Raw genomic sequence first — 19,198 nt, 5'->3', positions numbered from 1 at the left:
TCTCCTCCCTATGCCGCTGTCGGTACTGCCGAAATGTCATGCGCCTCAGGAGGTCCGAGTGACTCCAGCGCGTTCTGGTACTGGACCCGGTACGCCGACCGCTGCGAGATCGCGGCCATGATCAGGTGCTCACGAGGCGGAACCGCAGTGTCGCCCGGTCGGACCGGGGTGATGCTCACCGTCCGGCCTTCGGTCTTCTCGATGCCAGCCGCAGCGAGGACTTGCCGAACGAATTCGGCGCGGTCGGCCTGATGGTCCGGGAGCGTCTTGCCGGACCATCGGCGCGAGACCAGGACCCGTTGCCCGCGCAAGCCCAGGGTCTCGCGGCGGTGCGCCTTGCCCTTGCAGTGGCCCGGGACCGTCTTCTCCGTAGCGCCCTTGGGCACGATGCCGTAGCGCAGCCACACCGAGCACTGCGGGGAGCAGGGGACGGTCTGGAGTTCGGCGTGCAGGCGGTCGTAGTGATCGGCGGCGCGGCGGGTGCCGGCGTTCAGGACTTCTCCGATGGACTTCACCAGGTACTTGGTCAGGTAGCCGATGTGGCGGTTGGATTCCTCGCTGCCGGCGGGAATGCCCTTGATGTCGATCTGTGCGCCGAAGCGGATCACGTGGGCCGGCTCCAGGTCGTCCACCGTGTCCAGGACGTCCTGGGCCTGCTGCCAATCCGGCAGGGGTGTCCTGTCGTCCGGGTCCACGAACGTGGCGTGCTGGTAGTCCCAGACGGGCATGCGGTCGCCGTCGTAGACGGGCTGGTCGAAGTGCGGCCACCACACCTGGTGGTAGGTGGCGGCGGTGACGAGCTTAAGCAGCTTGCGCGGGATCGAGGTGCGCAGGGCGATGTGCAGGTGTGGTGCGCCGCGGCGCTGGGGTTCGACGGTGGCGAAGTACTGCACGTCGTAGCCGACCGCGCGCCGCAGATTCTGAATCCAGCGGTCGAACAGCATCGCGAAGAACACGATGTCCCGGGCAGCGCCGCGGTAGTCGTACCCGTCCGCGTGCCAGGGCGCGCCATCGGAGCGAACCGGGCCGTAGGAGGGCAGGGTGAGCGTGACGAACATCGAGTAGCGACGGCCCGCGTGGACACCGCCGATGGTGGTGCGCGCCACCTTCATTCGCGGCAGATTCGGCGAATCCTGCCGCCGACGAGTCGACCGAGCCCGCCGCGGTTTCGGGGCGGCGTCCAAGGCAGGTAGCGAGCCGCGGGCACCGGAAGCACGGAGTTCACGATCGAGATCGGCCACCATATCGCGGATAACCGCCGCAGCTTCATCGTCGCCATCATCGCGAGCCGCATGGTATTCGCTCACCAAATCCGCACGGTCACTGAGCATTTCGGTCTGCTCGCGAGTTGGTTCTCGTTTCTCGTCCACGGGTTCGGTTTCGGCGTGCCAGCCCTCGCGGCACTGCTGGAATCGCAGGGACCAAGCGTGGTGGGCGCAGGCTGGGCAGACGGAGGCCACGGTGCTCTTGCAGGGTGCGCCGATGTAGCGTTCGCGCCCGTCCGCTTCCTCGACCCGCATCGGGATGGGTCGGCGGCAGACGCCGAAGTTGTCGGCCGCGGCAATCGCGATCTCACGCATGGAGGGTCTGGCACGTCGTGCGGCGGCGGACTCATGATCGGAGAGGCCGGGGGCGGCCCCATCCTGTTCGGTGGAACCGCCCCCGGTGTCGGCAGCCGTGGTCATGCTGCCTTCTCCTCGCCGTCGTCGAGGAGCATCGGGACCTTCGGGTCCCAGTGCCAGAACTCCAGTTCCATGAGGCCGGGGCCGACCAGGCGGGCCTGGCATTCGCGGGCACCGAAGACCAGGGCGAGGCGATCGACGCGGCTGGTCCAGTCGGTGGGGCTCTGGCCGGGCAGCATCCGCACGTGGGCGCAGTCGGTGACGTCGTCGATCCAGATCTCCTGGAGGACCGGGTAGCCCACCACGGTGCCGAAGCTGACTGTCAGTCCGCAGTCATCGATTCGGGTTCGCCACTGCCGGCGGTAGCGCCACCAGGTCAGGTAGCGGGAGCGTGCCCGCCAGGTCACCGCCCGCTCGAACATCTGTGGACACTTCCAGCGCCACAGCATGATCCCCGCGGCCGATACCCCGGCCCACGCCGCTCCAGCCGGCCAGCCGAGCCGCCAGCCCACGGCCAGCGACGTCACCAGCGGGACCGAGAACATCGGGAACAGGATCGCCCACCACGCCCCGACCAGTAGTCCGGTCGCGGTGTGCCAGATGGTGTTGAGCACGGCCAGGACGATCAGGTCGAGCACGTCCAACTCATTGTCAGTGGTCTTCGTGGTCGCGGTGGTCATGACCGCCTCCTGCGGGGTTTCGGGGTGGGCGGGAACAGGTCCAGTTCGAACTGGCCGGAGCAGTCGCCGCGGAAGTCCTTGCCCCAGCGGGCGACCTTGCGGGCCTTGGCCGCCTGGACCTGCTCGGCAGCCTTCTTGACGATCGGATTGGCTTTCCGCACAGCGGTTTTCGGCTCTGTGTCCGACTTCTTTCGGGTGGTCATGACTGATCCCGGTCCCGCAGCAGTGCCTCACATACGTCGCCGCAGGTGACTCCGCCTCCGCCGAAGCCGTGGCCGCAGGCGTCGCAGGTGCCGAAGACGGCGCAGTTGCGGCAGCGGAATTGGTGCGCGGTGAGGTCGACTTCCCAGCCGGCGGCGTCCAGGCGCGCGGCAGCGGCATCGTCGGAATCGCCCAGGCAGCAGGCTTCACGCTCGCAGTCCACGGCTCCGCAGTGCCAACCGATGCCGCACTCGGTGCAGTAGGCCAGGACGTGGGAGATGGTGACGAGTCCGGATTTCATAGCCCACCCTCCTTGGGAGCGGGGACGGTCAGGTCCACGTAGACCCGGACGCCGGGCTGGCGGCGGTTGGGGTACGGGGTTTCGTCCACAGCGAGATGGAATTGCTTGGAGGCCAGCAGCTCCGCGAGGACCATCGTGATATCCCCGAGGTCGCCGGACAGCCGCAGCTGTACTTGCCCGTTCATGCCGCTTCCCCTTCCGGGTCGAAATCGTCTGTGTCGCCGTCGATTGCGAACAGTTGGGGTCGCGGCGCGTACCGTTCCACGAGTTCGGGTACGTCGTCGTCCGTGACCAGGAACGCGCGAACCCGGCTGATCCGGCTGGACCCGTCCTGTTCCACGTAGGCGACACCGGGCGTGGTGTCTGGGATTTCGTCGCACCGCGCTCCGCGGTCCCGGGCACCAGCGCCGAAGATCATGCCGACCTGGCCGGGTTCGTCGAGCCGCAGACCGACTCGGTACGGGTAGAGCTGGCGTTGCGGCATGGTGTCCTTGGACGGGTCCTGCACGCACCCGATGACCGAGATCGCCAACGCCCGCCCCTGGGACAGCAGCAGGCCGTGCAGCTCCTCGAACTCGTTGCGAATCTCGCGCGGCGCGTAGGACGACAGCGACGCTGCTTCGTCGATGATGATCACGATCAGCGGTTCCGCCGGGGTGGGGACGTGCTTGCGGATGCGTTTGGCGTGCAACGCTGCCTGCCGTTCCCGCATCACCTCCACCGCTTCCCGCAGCAGCGCGAGAGCGTCCTCCGCCGTGGAGTAGGCGAACCGGACGAACAAGTCCTCACCCGGCCCGAACTCCACCCCGCCCTTGGGGTCGATGCACCACAGGTCCACCAGCCCCGAGCGGATGGCCGGGCCGAGGCCGTTGACGATGGCCCAGACAACGCCGCCCTTGCCTGAACCGGTCGCGCCGGCGATCAGCAGGTGTGTGTAGAGGATCGGCACCAGCCACGGGCTGAGGTCTTCGCCGAGGCCGGCCGGTACCGCCCGCAGGTCCACGTCATCGGGGACCGCCGCCGGCAACGTTGCCGGGGCAGCGAGGGCATCGGATGTCCTCACCTGCAAGCGGATATGGCCGGGCTCAGGGGTGTAGGCGGTGACCTTCGGGACCATCAGCGCGTGGGCCCACGCGTCGAGGATGTCCTTTCCGGTCCAGTCCGAGGTGGACTGACCACCCAACACCATCAGGTGCGCTTCCAAACCCTGATTGGTGTAGTCCCACCAGATCAGGCGCGGGTAGCCCTTCTCGGGCGAACCCAGCTTCAAAGCGGCGAGTATGCGGTGACGGAACCCGTTGTCCGCCAACCGCTTCACCGCGGTCTGCAACTCCAGCGGAGCCGCCGCAACTTCCCGCTCGAACGGGACGGACCGCGATGTCCGCCGAAAGAGCAGGAGTACGGCGAGGGCACCCACCAGGAGCGCCCCAACCGTGTACAACATCGTTCAGCACTCCTTCTGCCCGGAGAACAGCCGGCAGATCTCGTCATGCGAGGGCATCGGCGGTTCGTCGCAGAAGAACGCGCAATCGGACTTCTTGGCCGGCGCGGTGTTGCTCGGCGCGGCCAGCGTGGGCTGGTCGCAGAACATCACGCACTCTGCGGCCGAGGAGACCAGCGAGGAGTCCGGAGCGACAACCAGAGTGTCGGGGCGCGGACCGAACGCCAGCAGGAGCGCGACCGGGACCATCGCGACGCCCGTGAGGGACACCATGGCCGACAGGTAGAGGCGGTACGCGGCGAAGCCCATCACGCCACCGCCCAAGCGCCACGCGGATCGCACTGGGCCACAGCGTGTTCCACCAACGCGACACCAAGGCCGTAGAACAGGGCGCGGGCCTCGTCGATGCCGATGCTCAGCGACAATTCGCTGTCACCGGTGAGCCGCACCCAGATCGCGGGCAGCACCGTGTCCGTGTACTGCTTCTGCTTGCCGTAGACCACCACCTGCTGCGGGCGGTACTCCACCTCGCGGACCGTCGAGGCGGAATGGGCACTCATCCGCATGTAGCCCATCACGCACCCGCCTTGTCACCACGGGCCGAACGGGAGGCCGGCACGTCCATCGGGGGCATCTTCGCGCCGGAGTTGTCGCCCACGATCCCGGTCGCGCGGTAGGTGTAGCCGAGGTACTTGAACTCGCCCTGCCCCATCACCTTCGGCTCCGCGGTCAGACCCTCCAGCTCGATCATGCGCATCCCGGTACCGGGCACGATCTCCTGCGTCGAGGGAACCGGCTGCACGTCCGCCAGGAAGATCAGCTCGAACGAGGCGCGCTTGGCGTTCTTCTCGGTCGGGTCGGTGACCTTGGCCTTCCACTCCTTCAGCCCGGTCACGTCGTCCACCTTCTGGCGACGGTTCTCCTCCGGGACGCCCTGCTTGTACTCGGTGTTGCGCTCGATGGTGCCGATCAGCACCAAGCCGTTCTCGAACGGCGTACGAAACGGAAGACCAAAGCGGTAGTTCTTGAGAGCCATTGGCTCCACTCCTTGTGCACTAGTTGAGGTTTCGAACCCGGAGCCAATAGCTCCAATAGGGGTAGCTCTATTGGAGCACTGGCACGTCGGAGCAACAATAGAGCTGGTTCTAATTGGCCGTATTCCTCAATTGCTGGATTATGGCTACTCTTAATGCCGACGACTCCGCAGACCTGCCACGAGAGAGCACCTGAACGACATGAGCGGATACCGAGAAGTTGCGGCCAACCTGCGCGAAGCCATCAATAAGGGCGAATACCTGCCTGGCGCAACGCTTCCCAAACAGGAGGAGTTAGCGGAGCGTTACGGCGTCAACATCAAGACGGTTCGCCAGGCGGTCAATCAGCTTGAAGCCGAGGGGCTGGTGACCCCGATCCGCCGCCGCGGGACCGTGGTACGGGAGCGCCCTCCGATGCGGAGGCTCGGGGCCGAGCGGTACTCGAAGAAGAAGTGGAAGTACGGCGATACGGTCGCCTTCATCGCTGACCGCGAAGCGTCCGGAAGACCGTGGCAGCGGACCGATCAGACTCAGACGGTTAGTCTGCTCGAAGCAGATTCCGAAGTCGCGGAAGCCTTTGGGCTAGAAGCTGATTCGCGAGTCTACGAGCGCGCTCGCATCGTCCGTGACGCCGGTCGGCCAACTCATACCCTCGCCAGCTACTACCTTCCGGAAATGGTCGAAGGCACACCACTGGTGGACCCGACTCCCGGCCCGGCCGGCCCGGGTGGCGGGTTCTCAGTCCTCACTTTGCAGGGGTACGAGCCCGACCACATGTCAGAAACGATCTTCGCCCGGATGCCGACCCCGGAAGAAACCGAGACCCTCGAACTCCCTGCCGGCGAACCGGTCATGATTCTTACGCGTCGTACCTATACCGCGAACGATGTCCTGATTGAGTTTGCGCGTGGCGTCCATGCGGCATCCCGATTCTCGTGGACCTACGACTTCAAGCTGCCCGAGTAGAGGAAACGCCCATGCCAGCAACCCTGCCCGCGGAATACCGCTCGGAGGTCGAAACCCTCTGGGGTTTCAACCAGATGCACCATGACCCGCGTCCGGTCGATGTCGGTATCGGACTCGGAGGTCATGACATCGGAGTTGCCACCTACGCCGCCGATCTCTACCGCGCGGGCATGTTTCCGCTCATCGTGTTCACGGGCGCGAACGCACCGACCACCGTGGACCGCTTTCCCCGAGGCGAAGCCATCCACTTCCGAGAGCACGCCATCGAACGTGGGGTGCCGAGCGATGCCATCCTCATCGAGCCAGCAGCTACGAATACCGGCGACAATATCGACTTCACCCGGGACCTCCTGAAGGAGCATGACCGTCTCGAATCCACGAAGTCGGTCATGCTGATTTCCCGCCCGTACCAGCAGCGCCGGAGCTACGCCATCTGCCGAATGCGCTGGCCCGAGGTCGATGTCATCTGCGGATCGCTTCCCCTCGCCCTGGACGACTATGTCGCCAGCATCGGCGACGTAGACCGTGTGGTGAACATGCTCGTCGGTGATACACAACGGATTTGGGTTTACCCCTCGAAGGGCTGGGCCATCGCACAAGACGTTCCAGACGATGTCCGGGAAGCCTACGAGCGCCTCGTGGCCGCCGGATTCACTCGTCGCCTTCTCACAGAAGACTCGCGCTGAGAATCCGCGCGTCGGCCCGCCCCTCACATACCAAAGTCCTTGCCGAATTTGGCTATACAGGATCAAGGGCGCGCTGGCGCGCGCCGGCGACGCGCCGCACGTCGCCGTGCGGCCCGCCCGCTCGTCCCTCGCGGACGGGGAACGTCGGAGCGTCGCGCCACCCGCCATCGCTTTTAGGAATTCCGCATCCTCCGGATGCGTGGCCCCGGGGTGGTCGGGCCTGCATTGTGTTCCCGCGCCCCTCCAGCTTCAAGGGCGCTCCTTCGTCGCGTCGGCACGCCGATGGCCTACGGCCACCCTTGACCCCGGAGCCTCTACGCGAGAAGGGCAGGCCCTATGGGGCAGGTGGGTACCTGCCCGCCCGGCGGCGCACACCCGACCACCCCAGGGCCAACCTCGTCGCCTAAGCACATCTGGCGCGGGCAGTCCGCATGTCGTGACGTAGGCAGCGCGCCGCCGAAAATGGGGTGCGTCGTCAGGGACGTGGCTGGTACGTTGCCGCCCTTACCTGCAACTGGAAGGTGCGATGAGCCGACATCCTGACAATCCGTATTGGAGCCAAACGGACGACAAACCGATCATGATCGGGTCTCGCAGGGTGTGGGCGGAGGCCGAAGCGGCCGGATACCTCACCGCTGAGCATGTGTTTGCGCGGCTACACGCGATCGCGATGCACGAGATGGACGGCGAAGGTCCTGTCGCGTACGACGCGGACGGGTTCGTCACGGCACTGACTGCGGAGGGAATTCGCCTCCAGGGAGGAGTCACCCTCACCGTGCATACCCGTGATCACCAGCCACCGCATGCGCACATCACCTTTACCACGGATCCGTCCATCGACCTGCGAATCAATCTCCAGACAGGCGAACTGATGAACGCCATCCCCAAGGGGCGGGCGAAGATGGTCAAACACGCCTGCGCCCTCGTTGTGGAACACCATGACCTCCTGGCGAACTGGTGGGTGAAGAACCACGGCCCATTCAGCATCAGCTGACAAGCAGGCAGCAGGAAGGCAGCAAACCGCTTGGGACACAAGCGGACGGGATGGGATGCACAGGCACTATGCCGCTGCTCAGCGGCACTACCCGAGCCGCGCCGCAGGTCCCGAACAGCGTTCGGGACGAAGAGGTCGCAGGTTCAAATCCTGTCACCCCGACTGTGTGGTTGAGACACAACTCGGCCCCCGGCTCTTTCCAGAGCCGGGGGTTTTGTGTTTCCCGAGGTCAGACCGTGGACCCGCGATCGGGTCCGGTCACACCGCGGGTTCCTCGTACCGGATGCGATGCCCGGCGGCAATGGGGTTGATCTTGGCCGGGTCGAGGGCGCCCGCGGTGAACACGGTCGGCCCCGCCTCGATCAGATCCTCCAGATAGCACTCCCAGCCGCCCGGTGACGAGATCTGGATGAGCCGCGGCGGGAGGGCGGAGCCGCGGCGCAGCGCGTGCGGAATGCCATGTGGGAGTAGGACGAACATCCCGGCGGTGGCGTGCTCGACCCGGTCGTCGAATTCCACTTCGAGCGTGCCGTCCAGCACGTAGATGCATTCGTCGGCCACATGATGGGTGTGGCGGGGGATGTCGTGCGCGAGGGTGACTTCCAGGAGTGAGAAGCGGCCTTCGGTATCGGCGGTAGTGGCCTTCACGGCGAACGCGGGCGGCAGGGGCACGCGGCCCGGCCGAACCGCGCCGACGTCGAGTAGCAGAAATCGATTGTGGGACATGGTGGTACCCTTCGACTCAAGAGAACCGGAACCGGAATCCGGATCCGTTTCGATTGTAGGCCGGAAGGGAACCCAGGTGTCAAGCCCATCATCACCGTCGCGCAAGCCGCGCGCGGATGCCTCCCGCAATCGTGACCGCATCCTGGACGCCGCACGAAACCTGTTCGCGGAGCGGGGAAGCCAGGTCCAGCTGCCGGAGGTGGCGCGGGCCGCGGGTGTCGGGATCGGCACCGTGTACCGGCACTTCCCGACCCAGGCCGACCTGATCGAAGCCGCGGCCGCGCAACGCTTCGCCGAGATCGGGGAGTACGCACGCACCGAATGCCTGGACCGCTCCGAGCCCGGACGCGCGGTGCTGCGCTACCTGACCCATGTCGGCACGATCCTGGCGGCCGACAGCGGATTGTCGGCTGCCATCGAAGCCGCCCGCCGATCGCGCGGCAGTGAACCGCGCGGTGCGGCGCTGGAACAGCTCGCCGAGATCATCGGCGCCCTCATCGAATCCGATCGGGCCGCCGGAACGGTGCGCCCGGACCTGTCCGTCGCCGACGTCTACATGGTCGTCGGCGCGCTGTCGGCCACCATTCGCTCCGGTAGCGGCGACTGGCGCCGGTTGCTCACCCTGTTGTACGAGGGGCTGCGGGTCTAACCGGCCCCGTGGTTGTCTCGCGTGGCCGCGTTCGGCATGCGCAGGTGGCGGCTGAGGTCGCCCGTCAAGTGCATCGTGACTCGGCGCTCGGCGAATCGCCACTGCCCGTCGAGGCATTGGAAGCGGTCGCGGTAGCGGCCCGCGGCTATGGCCTGCAAGGGCAGGTCCGGGAGGGCCTGGAAGACCGTGAAGTAGGCGCGCGCCGTGGCCGTGGTCGCCGGGTCGTCGAATTCCAGCGCGATGTTGGTGGTGACGTGATGGGTGCGTGGGGTGCCGTCGTCGTAGCGAATCACCAGGCTGGTGAACATGCGCTCGATGGCGGCGCTGCCGCGGACCGATCCGCCGTTGCCGACGAATTCGGCGTCCTCGAACAGCGCGCCGACGCCGGCGAAGTCTCCGGTGTCGATCAGTTCAGCGTATTTCGCGATCAGGTTCGTCACGGCGGTGGTGTCGGCGGCGGTGCTCATGGAGCGGACGATACGCGTCGGTCACCCGGCGACGGGGCGAAGTCGGGTGGTGGCCAGGCGGTTTGCGTGGGCGGTGAGGAGGGTGCGCAGGGCGGCGGTGGTGGCGGGGTCCGCCGGGGTGAGGATCGTGAGGGTGTGGTCGGGGTCGTTGGGGCTGGTGAGGCTGTCGTAGGCGACGGTGAGGTCGCCGGCTTCGGGGTGGCGGATGCGTTTGGTGCCGTGGCTGCGGTCCTGGACGGTGTGGTCGTCCCACCAGTCGGCGAATTCGGGGCTGTCCGTGTGCAATTCGGCGATGAGGGCGCGCAGACCAGGGTCGGCCGGGTGGCGGGCCTGGTTGCGGCGGAGGATGCCGACGGTCTCGCGGGCGATGCGCGCCCAGTCGAGTTGACTGGCACGGATGCCGGGATCGAGGAGGGTCAGGCGGGCGGTATTGGTGCCGGAGTCGAATCCGGGGCCGAAGAGGGCCACGGCGGCGGTGTTGCGGGCGAGGACGTCCAGGCGGAAGTCGGTCAGGTAGGCGGGGAGGGCGGGCATGCCGTCGAGGATCGCCAGGAGCGAGGCGGGCGGGGCGGCGACGGGGGTGCGGGCCGGGGGTGTGGCGCCGCGGGCGATGAGGTGGAGGTGGGCGCGTTCGGTGCCGGTGAGGTGCAGCGCCTCGGCGAGGGCGTCGAGGATCGCGGCGCCGGGGGTGCCGACGCGGCCCTGTTCGAGGCGGATGTACCAGTCGATGCTGACGGCGGCGAGCTGCGCGACTTCCTGCCTGCGCAGGCCGGGGGTGCGGCGTCGGCCGACGGCCGGGAGACCCGCTTGCTCCGGTGTCAGCCGCTCACGCATGGCGCGTAGGAACGCGCCGAGCTCCTGGCCGGATGTCGTTGTGTCCACGCTCGCTCCTTCACTCGGGACCAGCGTAGGAGCGGCCGGGTGGTACGCGGAATACCAGGGTGCGGAGGCTCTCCCTGGGGCTTCCGGATTCCGGGATGCTCGTCGTGTCATTCGAACACGAGGAGAACCGCCATGACTCGCATCGCACGCACCGTTTCCGCGACCTTCGCCGTGGCGGCCCTGCTGTCCGCCGCCGCCTGCGGCAATGACGGGGATTCGACGCCCACCACCACGAATCCGGCTGCGTCCGTTCAGGTTCGGCCCGTGGTCCCGGCCTCGGCCGCGCAGTTCACGGTCACCACCCCGGACGGCACCGCCGAGCACGCCTTCCCCGCCGACTTCTACGCGGGAGCGTTCGGCTGCACCGCCGCCAATCACGCCCCGCGCCTGCAATGGTCGGGCGCTCCGGCGGCCGCGAAGAGCCTCGCGGTCACCATGTTCGATCCGGACGCCCCGACCGGCGCGGGCTTCTGGCACTGGCTGAACTGGGATATCCCCACCACCGCAACCGATTTCACCGCGGGCGCGGCGGGCGTCGCGGGGACCAATGACGCGGGCGCCCCCGGCTACCTGGGCCCCTGCCCGCCCGCCGGCGACCGCCCGCACACCTATCAGATCTCGGTCCTGGCCCTGGACACCCCGAGCCTGGGCCTGCCCGCCACCACCACCCCGGCGGTCGCCTCGTTCTCGATGGGCTCGCACATCATCGGCGTCGCGCACCTGTCGCTGACCGCGCAGCGCCCCTGACCCGAACGCACAGGGTCCCGGCCATCTCGGCCGGGACCCTGTGTCGTGGAACGGTTTACCGCAGCCGTCAGCCCAGGTGCAGGCGACGCATGAGGCGCAGCGTGACCAGGGTCGACTTGAGCTGCTTCTCGTACGGCATGGACGAGCGGGAGGCCATGATCTGCTTCTTCTGGACACCGACGTTGATGGTGTCGGTGTACTTCAGCAGGCCGGCCGCGCCGTGCCGGGTGCCGACGCCGGACTGCTTGACGCCGCCCGACGGCGTGCCCTTGGCGGCGTAGCTGGTGATGAAGCCGTCGTTGATGTTGATCGAGCCGGAATCGATGCGCTCGGCGAGTTTCGTTGCGCGGTCGATGTTTCCGGTCCAGATGGCGGCGTTCAATCCATACGCGGTGTCGTTCGCGAGCGCCACGGCCTCGTCGTCGGTCTTGTACTTGTAGATGCTGACGACCGGCCCGAAGGTCTCCATGGTGGCCAGCGCCATGTCCTTGGTGACGTCGGTGAGGACGGTCGGCTCGAAGAAGGCCGGTCCGAGATCGGGACGCGGGTTGCCGCCGGTGACGACGGTCGCGCCCTTCTCCCGTGCCTCGTCGACATGCGCCGCCACGCGCTTCATGTGGTCGACGGAGACCAGCGACCCCATCTCGGGTTCGAAGTCGTAGGACGCGCCCGTCTTCGCGGCGAGTTCCTCCGCGGCCGCGCTGAACCGGCGCAGGAACTCGTCGTAGATGCGTTCCTGCACGTAGATGCGCTCGATGTGCATGCAGATCTGGCCGGCGTTGCCGAAGGCGGCGAACAGGATCGACGGGATGGCCTCGTCGAAGTTGACGTCGTCGAGCACGATCATCGGGTTCTTGCCGCCGAGCTCGAGGCTGCATCCGATGAGGTTGCGCCCGGACTGCTCGCCGATGGTGCGGCCGGTGGCGGTGGAGCCGGTGAACATGACGAACTCGACATTGTCGATCAGGGTCGGGCCGACGTCGGGGCCGACGCCGCAGACCACCTGGACGAGCCCGCGCGGCAGCCCCGCCTTGTGCAGCAGTTCGATGCCGTACAGCGTGCACAGCGCGGTCTTGTTGTCCGGCTTCATGATCACGCCGTTGCCCGCGATGAGCGCCGGGGTGGAGTCGGACATGGAGATGGCGAACGGGAAGTTCCACGGCGCGATGACCGCGACGACGCCCTTCGGCCGGTGCTCCTCGGTGGAGGAGGTGATGACCGGCATGGGCCCGGAGCGCTTCTTGGGCTTGAGCGTCTTCTCGGCCGTCTTGAGGTATTGCGCGATCACCAGCGGGGTGTCGCACACTTCCTCGATGGCCATGCGCCGGGCCTTGCCGCAGCCGATCTGGATCAGGTCGGCGAGCGTCTCGATCTCGGTGAGCAGCAGCTCGTGGGCGCGCTCGAACACGGCGAGACGGTCCTTGAGCGGCCGGGCGGCCCATTCCTTCTGCGCGGCGCGGGCCATTTCGGCCGCTGCCACCACGTCTTCGGGGGAAGATTGGGGCAGGTAGCCGACGACGTCGCCGGTGTAGACCTCGGTCATCTCGAAGGGCTCGCGGGCCTCGCCGGCCTTGCCCGCGGTCACCATCGCGGTCAGCCGGTTGACGAGGGATTCCGTGACGCGCGGCGGCAGCTTGGCCTTGCTCGTTGTGCTCATGGGACTCTCTCCACTACTTGCCGCCCGTGACGGCGGTCACCATGATCCAAACTAGAACACGTTATTGTTTAGGACAACGGCGCGGGGTACTTTCGTGCCGGAATCTTGGTTCGTCCATATCGAAAGAAGGGTCGGCGATGACCGCAGCGACTGCTGAAACCCCCGCCAACACCGAGCCGCACGCGCTGGTCGAGAAGCGTGGCGCGACGCTCATCGTCACCATGAACCGCCCGAAGTCCAAGAATGCGCTGACCGGCGAGATGCTGGCCATCATGACCGAGGCGTGGGACACGGTCGACAACGATCCGGAGATCCGCTCCTGCATCCTCACCGGTGCCGGCGGCGCGTTCTGCGCGGGCGCGGACCTGAAGAACATGAACAAGAACAAGCCCGAGGACGGCATGAAGGAGGGTTCGGCCTTCGACCCGTCCCGCATGCCGGGTCTGCTCAAGGGCCGCCGTCTGACCAAGCCGCTGATCGCGGCGGTCGAGGGCGCGGCCATCGCGGGTGGCACCGAGATCCTGCAGGGCACCGACATCCGCATCGCCGGTGAGAGCGCCAAGTTCGGTGTGTCCGAGGCGAAGTGGAGCCTGTTCCCGATGGGCGGCTCGGCGGTGCGCCTGCCGCGCCAGATCCCGTACACCGTGGCCGCGGAGCTGCTGCTGACCGGCCGCCACATCACCGCCGCGGAGGCGCTGAACTTCGGTCTGATCGGCCACGTGGTGCCGGACGGCACCGCGCTGGACAAGGCCCTGGAGATCGCCGAGCTGATCAACAACAACGGCCCGCTGGCCGTGCAGGCGATCCTGAAGGTCATCCGCGACACCGAGGGCCTGCACGAGGAAGAGGCGTTCAAGATCGACGCCAAGGTCGGTCTGCCGGTCTTCCGCAGCAATGACGCCAAGGAAGGCCCGCGCGCGTTCGCCGAGAAGCGCAAGCCGAACTTCCAGGGCAACTGAGGAATTCGAGGTGGCGACGGAACCTCTCCCGTCACCACCTCGAACCATCAGCGGGCGGCCACTTCCTCGGCGAGGAATCCGCCGGACTGGTGCCGCCACAGCTGCGCATAGGTGCCTTCACCGTGCAGCAACTCTTCGTGGCTGCCCTGTTCGACGATCCGCCCGCGATCGAGCACGATGAGCCGGTCCATCCCGGCCACGGTGCTCAGCCGGTGCGCGACCACCAGCGCCGTACGCCCTTCCATCAACTCCCAGAGCGCCTGTTGCACCAGGAGCTCGCTCTCGGAGTCGAGGGCGCTGGTGGCCTCGTCCAGGAGCAGGATCGGCGCGTCGCGCAGGATCGCCCGCGCGAGCGCGACCCGCTGGCGTTGTCCGCCGGACAGTTTCACGCCGCGCTCGCCGATGGGCGTGTCCATGCCATCGGGCAGCCCGTCCGCGAATTCGGTGACGTGCGCCGCCTTGGCGGCGCGCCGCACCTCCTCGTCGGTGGCCTCGGGCCGGGCGAAGCGGATGTTGTCGCTCAGCGACCGGTGGAACATGGCCGGGTCCTGCGGCACGTAGGACAGCAGGCTGCGCAGATCGCTCTGGCGCAGTCGCGAGATGTCCTGTCCACCAATGCGGATCACGCCGCCGTCGATGTCCATCATGCGCAGCAGCAGCTGGGTGAGCGTGCTCTTGCCGCCGCCGGACCGGCCGACCAGACCGATGCGCGCGCCGCTGGGCACGTCCAGATCCAGGCCGCGGAACAGCGGCTGCGCCCCCGGGTGCGCGAAGTTCACCTGTTCGAACCGGATGTCGGACCCCTTGGGCCGCAAGGGTTCCGGTTCGGCGACGTCGAGCACGGTCGGCGATGCCAGCAGCAGTTCGGTGAACTGCGCGGCCTCGGTGGTGGTGCTCTCCAGCCGCCGGTAGATCTGGTTGAACCGGAACATGATCCCGGTGGCGTTCCAGTAGTAGGTGAAGGCCACCATGATCACCTCGACCGATGCGTGCCCGCCGCCCATGCCGAGGGCGATGAGCAGTCCAGCCACATTGACGATCACCATCAGCGGGGTGATGACGGTGTCGATGTAAAGATTGTTGTAGTCCCACGACAGCAACGACTTTCGCCGTTGCACCGCGACCCGCCGCCGGTGTTCGGCGATCTCCTCGGGTTCGGCCGCGAAGGCCCGCACCGCCTGCATGTTCGACAGGGTGTCGGAGACGTGCCCGGACACCAGGGCGATGGCCGCCTCACGATCGTCGACCAGATGCTGGCGGCGCCGGATGAGCGGGGCGACGACCACGCCGCTGACGGCGATGAGGCCGAGCAGCACGATGACCAGCATCGGGTCGTAGCGCCACAGCACCACCGACGCGAAGGTCAGCGGCACGAATGCGGCGACGATCTCGAAGGCGAAGGTGTCGGCGAAGTCCTCGAACCGGGTGGCGAAACTCAGCGCGCGCTTGGTCAGCGAGCCCGCGAAGTTGTTGTGGAAGAACGCGGAGTCCTTGGCGAGGAGTTCGTCCATCGCGGTGTTGTAGAGGTTCTCGATCCCGTTGGCGTCCAACCGGTTCAGGAAGTGGATGCCGATGCGCCAGCACACCTCGGCGATGAACAGCAGCGCGCCGAACCCCACCACGTAGGGCGCGAGCGCGCCGATGGACGAGTCGCCGGTGGCGGCGACCTTGCCGACGACGATCGCGACCAGCAGCGGCGCGATGTAGAGCTGACAGATATTGCCGAAGGCGGGCCCCAGCATGGCCGTGATCGTGATGGCTTTGCGCCGGGCCATTTCCCGGCCGTAATAGCGCAGAACCAGCCGTACCGCGGACGTGCGCGTACTCATTCATCCCCTCTCGGCTAGTGCTTGCAGAGAGCCCAGAGTGCCCGGAGGGGAGTGATAGCGCTACTGAATTATCGCTGGATGGTTGCGGGATACGGGTGCTGGGCGGCCGCAGAGCCCGGCCGCCCAGCACCGGAGCGGATGCCGATCGGAGCACGTGCCGGCATCCACGTTCGGGGATCTACTCGACCGGACGGATGGTGCGCCGGATGATGGCGCGCGCCACGCCCGGCAGGAATCGCCGCATGTAGTAGGCGGGCCGAGCCTCTCCGGGGAATACGTAGAGCGGCGTCTTCGGTGCGGCCAACGCCTTTTCCAGGGTGTCGACGACGAATTCCGGGGTGACGGGGACCGCGTTGCCGAGCACGCTGGCGTTCTCCTCACGGACCACGTCCAGGAACGGGGTCTCGACGCCGGGCGGGCACAGGACGAGCAGGCGCACGCCGGTGCCGTGCAGTTCGTAGGAGAGGCTCTCGGCGAAGCCGATGACCGCGTGCTTGGACGCGGTGTATCCGGCCATGCCGGGTGAGGGCAGCCAGCCGACGAGCGAGGCGAACAGCACCACGGTCCCCGCGCCCGCGTCCCGCATGGCGGGCACGACCGCCTGCACCAGGTTGACGGTCCCGATGTAGTTGACGTCCATCATCTTCCGGATCAGGGCCACGTCGTGGTCCAGCACCGAGGCGTGCACATGGCCGATGCCGGCCGCGTGCACCAGCCGGTCGATGATCCCCAGTTCCGAGCGCACCTTGTCCACGACGGCCCGGACCTGCGCGGCGTCGGAGACATCGCATTCGTAGGTGTGGGTATTGGGCGAGCGGGCGGCGGTGACGGCCAGCCCGTCGGCGTTCACGTCGACCGCGGCCACCTGCCAGCCCGCCGCGGCGAGGCGTTGCGCGACGACGCGGCCCTGACCGCTGGCCGCTCCGGTGACCAGTGCGATGCGGCTCATCGGACCTCCTGGGTCTGCAAGACGGTGGCGGCGTCCTCGAAAGTCATACGGAGCGCGCCGATCCGGCTGGAGAACAGTGCCCGCCCGGGCAGCCCGAGGGCGCGCAGTTGATCGGAGACGGGGTGGTCTCCGAGGTGGATGCGCGCGCCGCCCGGCCGTCCCCGGACCTGGCCGGGGTCCATGATCCAGGGTGTGCGACGCAGGATTCCGTTGCGCGAGGTGTAGGCGTCGATGGAGGCCCCGCCCGCGCCGGCGGGCATCGGGACGCCGTCCGCGACTCGCAGCGCGAGCACGAACTGCCCGTCGACGCGGACCTCGCACCGGTGCCCACGTCCGTCGGGCGCGATGTCGATGTCGGCCATGAGCTTGGGGAAGCCCCAGATCGACTGTCCCGCTTCGCAGGTGAAGCTCTGGTTCACCGGCAGCCAGTGGATGTAGGCCCCGGTGCTGTCCCGGCGTCCGGGCTGTTTCGCCATGATCGAGAACGCGAATTCGTGGTACGGCCCGAGGTCACCGTCGACGTAGCGCACGAAGGCCAGCGAGAGCACGGCCTTGCCGAGCAGGGTGAGCGGCTCCAGCCCGGTGCCGGTGAGCAGTTCGGCGGCGGCGCGGGCGTCGACGAGGAACAGCGCCGAACTCGCGTCCGCGTGCCGGATTCGCACCGGCATGCTGACCCGCTCCCCGAGCACGGTGTGGGCATCAACCATGTTCGAATTAGAACAGGTTTCACCTAGGCATGCCGGACGTTTCACGCAGTTCGTCCGCTCACCGGGTCACCTACTTTCATGGTCTGGCGCCCGCTCCGCGACATATGCCTTCGCCCATCGGTAATCGGGCTTCCCACTCGGGGTCCGGGCGACGGTCTCGGCCACCCAGATCCGGCGTGCCAGTTTGTATCCGGCGAGGCGCTCGCGCACATGGGTCTCCAGCGCCGCCAGGTCGATATCGCCGTCCGCCGGGGACACCACGGCCGCCACCAGCTGCCCCCACCGCTCGTGCGGCACCCCCACCACGACCGCGTCGTAGACCGACGGATGCGCCTTGAGCGTGGCCTCCACCTCCTCGGGGAAGACCTTCTCGCCGCCGGTGTTGATGACCATATTGCCGCGCCCGATCAAGGTGACCGACCCGTCGGATTCGACGCGCGCGCGATCGTCGGTGATCACCATCCGCACGCCGTCCACGGTGCGGAACAGCTTGCCGGTCTTGACCGGATCCTTGTAGTACCCGATCGGCACATTGCCGGTCTTGGCCACCCATCCCTCGCCGCCGGGTGCGACCGGCCGCCCGTCATCGTCGACCACCAGCGCGCCTCGGCCGGTGTTCACCCGCGGCGCGCGAGCCGGATCGTCGTCCTTCTGCGCGAATCCGATTCCGCCGAAACCGGTTTCGGACGACCCGATGGACTCGGTGACCAGGGTGCTCGGAAACAGTTCCAGCAGTGCGTTCTTCACCGGCTGGGTCAGCTGCGCCGCCCCGGATCCGATGGAGACGAGCGAGGAGGCGTCGACGGGCGCGGCCCGATACGAGTCCACCAGCGGCCGCGCGATGGCGTCGCCGGTGACGACCAGGACGTGCGGCCGTTCCCGCGCCACCACCCGCCACACCTCGTCGGGATCGAAGCGCGGCTGGAACACCACCGCGTTGCCCGACCACAGCGCGGTGAAGGTGGGCATCATGGCGGCGGCGTGGATCAGCGGCGGCAGCACGAACCAGGTCATGGGGAACTCGTTCTGCGCGGCCACCCGGGACTGCTGGTATTCGTCGGCGACGGGTTCACCGGTGTAGAAGTCGATGCCGCCGCCGAGCACCCGCCACATGTCCTCCTGCCGCCAGATGACGCCCTTGGGCAGGCCGGTGGTGCCGCCGGTGTACATGATGAAGTGGTCGTCGGCGCTGCGCGGCCCGAAATCCCGGATGTCGGAGGCGGATTCGAGCGCGTCCTCGTACGGCAGCGACCGGCTCGGCAGTCCCGCTCCCCCTTGGTCGTCCTCCACGACCAGGGTGTGCCGCAGCTTCGGCAGCTGATCGCGGATCTCCTCGATGAGCGGCGCGTAGCAGCGGTGGTGCACCGCCATCTCGAGGTCGGCGTTGTCGTAGACGTAGCGCAGTTCCTCGGCCCGGTACCGGTAGTTGATATTGACCGGCACCGCGCGAATCTTGTAGCAGCCCAACAGGGTTTCGAGGCTCTCGATGCTGTTGTGCATGTGGAACCCGATGTGGGTGCCGGGCCCGGCCCCGGCCGCCGCCAGGTGGTGGGCGAGCCGGTTGGCGCGGGCGTCGAGCTGGGCGAAGGTGAGCCGTCGTGTCCCCTCGATCACGGCGGTCCGGTCCGGCACGGCGTCGGCCGAATGTTCGTAGAGGTCGGCGAAGTTGCACGCCATGGCCGTTTCTCCTGGTGTGTTCCG

The 19,198-nt window shown here is 67.5% G+C and carries 23 protein-coding genes; 6 read left to right on the top strand and 17 right to left on the bottom strand.

Going from position 1 to position 19,198, the window contains the following annotated elements; translation table 11 throughout:
* Positions 1-8: 8 nt before the first annotated feature.
* Genes ACQP06_RS01850 through ACQP06_RS01810 form a run of 9 tightly spaced genes read right to left on the bottom strand, consistent with a single transcriptional unit; the run spans position 9 to position 5,281 of the window.
* The gene (locus ACQP06_RS01850) at positions 9-1,685 is read right to left on the bottom strand and encodes a replication initiator (RefSeq protein WP_433670021.1); all 1,677 of its coding nucleotides are present in this window, start codon (positions 1,683-1,685) and stop codon (positions 9-11) included.
* Positions 1,682-2,302: a hypothetical protein gene (locus ACQP06_RS01845; protein ID WP_433670020.1), complete on the bottom strand. Its 621-nt coding sequence runs from the start codon at positions 2,300-2,302 to the stop codon at positions 1,682-1,684. Before ACQP06_RS01845 ends, ACQP06_RS01850 begins: the two co-directional genes overlap by 4 nt.
* Positions 2,299-2,505 (bottom strand): hypothetical protein, encoded by a 207-nt coding sequence (locus ACQP06_RS01840; protein ID WP_433670018.1) that lies wholly within the window; start codon positions 2,503-2,505, stop codon positions 2,299-2,301. Before ACQP06_RS01840 ends, ACQP06_RS01845 begins: the two co-directional genes overlap by 4 nt.
* Positions 2,502-2,804: a hypothetical protein gene (locus ACQP06_RS01835; RefSeq protein WP_433592542.1), complete on the bottom strand. Its 303-nt coding sequence runs from the start codon at positions 2,802-2,804 to the stop codon at positions 2,502-2,504. Before ACQP06_RS01835 ends, ACQP06_RS01840 begins: the two co-directional genes overlap by 4 nt.
* A complete protein-coding gene (locus ACQP06_RS01830; protein ID WP_433592541.1) occupies positions 2,801-2,989 on the bottom strand; it encodes a hypothetical protein in 189 nt (62 codons plus the stop codon). The genes ACQP06_RS01835 and ACQP06_RS01830 overlap by 4 nt, the downstream gene beginning before the upstream one ends.
* Positions 2,986-4,248: an FtsK/SpoIIIE domain-containing protein gene (locus tag ACQP06_RS01825; RefSeq protein ID WP_433592540.1), complete on the bottom strand. Its 1,263-nt coding sequence runs from the start codon at positions 4,246-4,248 to the stop codon at positions 2,986-2,988. Before ACQP06_RS01825 ends, ACQP06_RS01830 begins: the two co-directional genes overlap by 4 nt.
* Positions 4,249-4,251: 3 nt before the next feature.
* Positions 4,252-4,554: a hypothetical protein gene (locus ACQP06_RS01820; protein WP_433592539.1), complete on the bottom strand. Its 303-nt coding sequence runs from the start codon at positions 4,552-4,554 to the stop codon at positions 4,252-4,254.
* The gene (locus tag ACQP06_RS01815) at positions 4,554-4,805 is read right to left on the bottom strand and encodes a hypothetical protein (RefSeq protein ID WP_433592538.1); all 252 of its coding nucleotides are present in this window, start codon (positions 4,803-4,805) and stop codon (positions 4,554-4,556) included. Before ACQP06_RS01815 ends, ACQP06_RS01820 begins: the two co-directional genes overlap by 1 nt.
* A gap of 14 nt (positions 4,806-4,819) precedes the next feature.
* Complete coding sequence (locus ACQP06_RS01810; RefSeq protein WP_433592537.1) at positions 4,820-5,281, bottom strand: hypothetical protein; 462 nt, start codon at positions 5,279-5,281, stop codon at positions 4,820-4,822.
* Between the two features lie 199 nt (positions 5,282-5,480).
* Between ACQP06_RS01810 and ACQP06_RS01805 the strand changes: the two genes are divergently transcribed.
* The 3 genes from ACQP06_RS01805 (at position 5,481) to ACQP06_RS01795 (ending at position 7,925) form a co-directional block, all read left to right on the top strand.
* On the top strand, positions 5,481-6,245 hold the full coding sequence (locus ACQP06_RS01805) for a GntR family transcriptional regulator (protein WP_433592536.1): 765 nt from the start codon (positions 5,481-5,483) through the stop codon (positions 6,243-6,245).
* 11 nt (positions 6,246-6,256) lie between these two features.
* The gene (locus ACQP06_RS01800; protein ID WP_433592535.1) at positions 6,257-6,931 is read left to right on the top strand and encodes a YdcF family protein; all 675 of its coding nucleotides are present in this window, start codon (positions 6,257-6,259) and stop codon (positions 6,929-6,931) included.
* 526 nt (positions 6,932-7,457) lie between these two features.
* Positions 7,458-7,925, top strand: a complete 468-nt coding sequence (locus tag ACQP06_RS01795) for a hypothetical protein (protein ID WP_433592534.1) — start codon at positions 7,458-7,460, stop codon at positions 7,923-7,925.
* A gap of 258 nt (positions 7,926-8,183) precedes the next feature.
* On the opposite strand, the gene ACQP06_RS01790 is transcribed toward ACQP06_RS01795, so the two are convergent.
* Positions 8,184-8,651, bottom strand: a complete 468-nt coding sequence (locus ACQP06_RS01790) for a cupin domain-containing protein (RefSeq protein ID WP_433670016.1) — start codon at positions 8,649-8,651, stop codon at positions 8,184-8,186.
* Positions 8,652-8,727: 76 nt separating this feature from the next.
* On the opposite strand from ACQP06_RS01790, the gene ACQP06_RS01785 reads away from it, so the two are divergent.
* The gene (locus tag ACQP06_RS01785; protein WP_433670014.1) at positions 8,728-9,300 is read left to right on the top strand and encodes a TetR/AcrR family transcriptional regulator; all 573 of its coding nucleotides are present in this window, start codon (positions 8,728-8,730) and stop codon (positions 9,298-9,300) included.
* Here the strand turns inward: ACQP06_RS01785 and ACQP06_RS01780 are convergent.
* Positions 9,297-9,767: a nuclear transport factor 2 family protein gene (locus ACQP06_RS01780; protein ID WP_433670012.1), complete on the bottom strand. Its 471-nt coding sequence runs from the start codon at positions 9,765-9,767 to the stop codon at positions 9,297-9,299. The genes ACQP06_RS01785 and ACQP06_RS01780 overlap by 4 nt on opposite strands.
* Positions 9,768-9,788: 21 nt before the next feature.
* A complete protein-coding gene (locus tag ACQP06_RS01775; protein ID WP_433670011.1) occupies positions 9,789-10,649 on the bottom strand; it encodes a helix-turn-helix transcriptional regulator in 861 nt (286 codons plus the stop codon).
* 132 nt (positions 10,650-10,781) lie between these two features.
* On the opposite strand from ACQP06_RS01775, the gene ACQP06_RS01770 reads away from it, so the two are divergent.
* On the top strand, positions 10,782-11,396 hold the full coding sequence (locus ACQP06_RS01770; protein ID WP_433670009.1) for a YbhB/YbcL family Raf kinase inhibitor-like protein: 615 nt from the start codon (positions 10,782-10,784) through the stop codon (positions 11,394-11,396).
* Positions 11,397-11,463: 67 nt separating this feature from the next.
* On the opposite strand, the gene ACQP06_RS01765 is transcribed toward ACQP06_RS01770, so the two are convergent.
* Positions 11,464-13,053, bottom strand: coding sequence for a succinic semialdehyde dehydrogenase (locus ACQP06_RS01765; RefSeq protein WP_433670007.1), 1,590 nt, complete (start codon positions 13,051-13,053; stop codon positions 11,464-11,466).
* A gap of 137 nt (positions 13,054-13,190) precedes the next feature.
* On the opposite strand from ACQP06_RS01765, the gene ACQP06_RS01760 reads away from it, so the two are divergent.
* Positions 13,191-14,012, top strand: coding sequence for a crotonase/enoyl-CoA hydratase family protein (locus tag ACQP06_RS01760; protein WP_357087710.1), 822 nt, complete (start codon positions 13,191-13,193; stop codon positions 14,010-14,012).
* A gap of 47 nt (positions 14,013-14,059) precedes the next feature.
* Here the strand turns inward: ACQP06_RS01760 and ACQP06_RS01755 are convergent, their stop codons facing one another.
* From ACQP06_RS01755 to ACQP06_RS01740, 4 genes are all read right to left on the bottom strand, one after another.
* Complete coding sequence (locus tag ACQP06_RS01755; protein WP_433670005.1) at positions 14,060-15,841, bottom strand: ABC transporter ATP-binding protein; 1,782 nt, start codon at positions 15,839-15,841, stop codon at positions 14,060-14,062.
* 178 nt (positions 15,842-16,019) lie between these two features.
* Positions 16,020-16,790: an SDR family NAD(P)-dependent oxidoreductase gene (locus ACQP06_RS01750; RefSeq protein WP_433670003.1), complete on the bottom strand. Its 771-nt coding sequence runs from the start codon at positions 16,788-16,790 to the stop codon at positions 16,020-16,022.
* Positions 16,787-17,497 (bottom strand): acetoacetate decarboxylase family protein, encoded by a 711-nt coding sequence (locus tag ACQP06_RS01745; RefSeq protein ID WP_433670001.1) that lies wholly within the window; start codon positions 17,495-17,497, stop codon positions 16,787-16,789. The genes ACQP06_RS01750 and ACQP06_RS01745 overlap by 4 nt, the downstream gene beginning before the upstream one ends.
* A gap of 66 nt (positions 17,498-17,563) precedes the next feature.
* Positions 17,564-19,174, bottom strand: coding sequence for an acyl-CoA synthetase (locus tag ACQP06_RS01740; protein ID WP_433669999.1), 1,611 nt, complete (start codon positions 19,172-19,174; stop codon positions 17,564-17,566).
* Between the last annotated feature and the right edge of the window lie 24 nt (positions 19,175-19,198).

The organism is Nocardia sp. CA-136227 (genome assembly GCF_050955695.1).
GTDB lineage: Bacteria > Actinomycetota > Actinomycetes > Mycobacteriales > Mycobacteriaceae > Nocardia.
This window is presented reverse-complemented; position numbering and strand designations above follow the sequence as displayed.